At 35.1% G+C, this 2,771-nt stretch carries 2 protein-coding genes; both read right to left on the reverse strand.

The window, feature by feature from the left end; all coding sequences use genetic code 11:
- Nucleotides 1-1,037: 1,037 nt before the first annotated feature.
- Nucleotides 1,038-1,583 carry a DUF536 domain-containing protein gene (locus tag FC27_RS11360; protein WP_010625627.1) on the reverse strand — a complete coding sequence of 182 codons (546 nt, stop codon included), beginning with the start codon at nucleotides 1,581-1,583 and terminating at the stop codon, nucleotides 1,038-1,040.
- A complete protein-coding gene (locus tag FC27_RS11365; protein WP_010625628.1) occupies nucleotides 1,576-2,511 on the reverse strand; it encodes a replication initiation protein in 936 nt (311 codons plus the stop codon). Before FC27_RS11365 ends, FC27_RS11360 begins: the two co-directional genes overlap by 8 nt.
- Between the last annotated feature and the right edge of the window lie 260 nt (nucleotides 2,512-2,771).

The following is a 2,771-nucleotide window of genomic DNA, read 5'->3' on the forward strand; positions in this document are numbered from 1 at the left end:
AGTTTAGGGGCACTTATAAAAAAATAAATTAAAATAACCCCCAATATCTACATTATAGATATTGGGGGTTATTTTAACAACGTTTTTGAGGGGTTATTTGTTAATTATACCCCCTGATGCATAGGAAAATATCATTGGTGTTTTGTTTTGGTAGATTGCAAGAGTACAAAAGGTTGGTAGCAATTAAAAAATGTTCGATAAATAAGGCGGAGTAGCCCGTTAAGGACTACTTTTTTTGGCTATAATAATCATATACTGCAAACAGGAGGTGGCTTGTATTGACTAAAAGGGAGTTATCAGTCCCAGAAATCACGACAGAACTAGGGGCTCACTGACAACGTGTGTATCGCTCGATAAAAGGTTGAGGAATGTCAATTACTACGGCGAGCCTACTATCAAGCTGGATAGAGAGCATTTTATTGTGGTAGGCATGTCGCGGAGATACAGGTGCCAAAAACGCGAGTGAGATAGAAAAAAGGTGTAAATGCTTGATATAAAGCCAAAGCAAGTCGATACAAAGAAGCGCATGTCAGTACAAATGATACAGGAGAAAACTGACAAAGCCTTACAGATAAAGAGTTTAAGCAAGGTAGTGTTGCAGTACAAAAAGTACTGGCGGCCAAGGGTCAACAAATAAACTAGCACAACGGGGACTTGAATTTTAATTTTTTAGGGATACAATAAAATTATATTGATAAGAGGTGAATTTAAGCGGATGAAAACCCTTTTTTATAAAAAACCATCGTTTTATGTGTTTATTTTATTTTCACTGTTCTTAGGTATTTCATTGGTATATCGGAGAGATTGGTGGATTACAATCCCTCTTGTACTAGTAGTTTTAATACAAGGATATAGAACAATTAGATAATCATAAATATAAGTTGCTCTTGGTTTCATAGGAATCCCAAAAGTATAGTAAAAATGGTACGGTCCGTTACTGAAATTAGTGATTGTAATATTTTTACCATGCTTTTTATATTTGGTAGATTGTAAAATTAATCCGAACAGCGTTCGGATTAATTTTACAATCTACCAAATCACTTTGTTTTCCAAAAACGCCACCAACTTTTAGGTATGATTCTTTCTTTATTATCAGTTTCACCCACCCTACATTTTGTTTGTTGGTCGTTTGCTTGTTGCTTTTTAGTTGAATTAGGAGATTCAACCAAATAACTCAATTTTCGCACGTGTTCTTTTAATTGTCGGTTTTCTGTTACAGTTGATAACTGTAATTTTTGTTGCTGATCTATCAACTTTGTTAAACTGTCTATTTGGCGGTCTTTGGTAGCAAGCTGTTTGTCTCGTTGAGACTTTAGGTCCTCTACTTCTTTTATCAGAGTTGCAACCAGCTCATTATTGTCTTTGTTAGTCTTTGTAGTTTCTTTGCTATCTATTTGTTGGTTGTTTGCTAACAAAGGCTTTGCTACTTTGTCTCTGATAATCCTTTCAGCTTTAGGGCTAATCATGTTTGTACCCTGACTATCTTTTTGCCGATTCTTTGCTGGTAGTCTTTGGTAATGATATTGAATAGTCTGTTTGGAGACATTCAATTGATCAGCAAGTTCTCTAATTGTTTTAGGCATTATTTCCAAACCCCTTTCGGAGTTCAGCAAGCATTTCTTGTCTTGTCTGATCTCTTATTGTTTTATCATGCTCAATCTGTCGTTCGGCTAAAATCTGTTTTTCAGTTGAGCCTAGTGGTAGGCCTTTAACTTTATCGGTAGCACGCCATTTTTCTTGTTCTGTTAATTCACCATTATTCTGGATATTAAAAAGTTTTTGACGCTCATCTTGGAACTTACCTTGAGAAAAGTCGTTTGCGTCTTTTCTTTCAGGCTTCCAAGTAAAAGTATAACCAATCACTGGTTTCCCGCGACCTTTACCATATTTTTTTCGTATAGTTAGACCTCTAAACAAAGGGGTTAGTTCTTCTTTAATTGGGCGAATAACCCTAGATTCAACGTTCGCAGGCTTACTCCAATAGCTTTGTGGAATATCTAGTAGTTCAAAGAAATCATTTTTAGAAAAATAAGCATAACCAGTGGTTCGGAATTGTTTAAGAATACGAAAAGTTGTTTTTGCGTAACTACTCTTTAAATCTCGGAACTCTGTCAAAGCATAACGAACCCAACTTTCGAGATTATTTAGAAGTTTCAACGCTTTGGGATAAATTTGAATATCAACATAAGGAACGTCTGCAGATCCCTTAATTTCAAATCGAGTGAACATGACAAACATCTCTCTATCAAGACCATCTTTACTTCGAGAGCCAAATCTAAGACCTAGTATTTTTTGATATGTACTTTGTATATCATCAATAAACCGATTATTTGCGGTTGGCTTATAGGCACTTAACTCTTTTAACTGATCAAAGGTAAATCTAACAGTATCATCACCTTTATCACGCATTCTAGAAACTACAGAAAAGAACAAGTTCATTTCTACAGGAGTAAACCTTCGCAAGGGGATTGTATTTAATTCAGGGTCATATTTGACTAATTCATTGCTCATAAAATAACCTCCTTGAATAATACTACCTTATTTGAATACAGGAGTAAATAAATGTAGTCGATAAACAGACAAAATGTAGTCGATAAACAGACAAAATGTAGTTGATAAACAGACAAAATGTAGTTGATAAACTTCTATAAGCCTTGGGAGAGTAAGCCTCAAGAGGGGTCTAAAAGAGGTTTAAAAGAGGTTTATAAAAGAGGTATAAAAGAGGCAGCACTGTACGAGGTCAAAACCTAGCAACAAAAAACACAAAGGAG

The organism is Companilactobacillus versmoldensis DSM 14857 = KCTC 3814, from assembly GCF_001434295.1.
GTDB lineage: Bacteria > Bacillota > Bacilli > Lactobacillales > Lactobacillaceae > Companilactobacillus > Companilactobacillus versmoldensis.

Excerpts from the sequence above, each read along its gene's own strand:
- FC27_RS11360 (WP_010625627.1), bottom strand. The coding sequence starts at position 1,583 with ATGCCTAAAACAATTAGAGAACTTGCTGATCAATTGAATGTCTCCAAA.
- FC27_RS11365 (WP_010625628.1), bottom strand. The coding sequence starts at position 2,511 with ATGAGCAATGAATTAGTCAAATATGACCCTGAATTAAATACAATCCCC.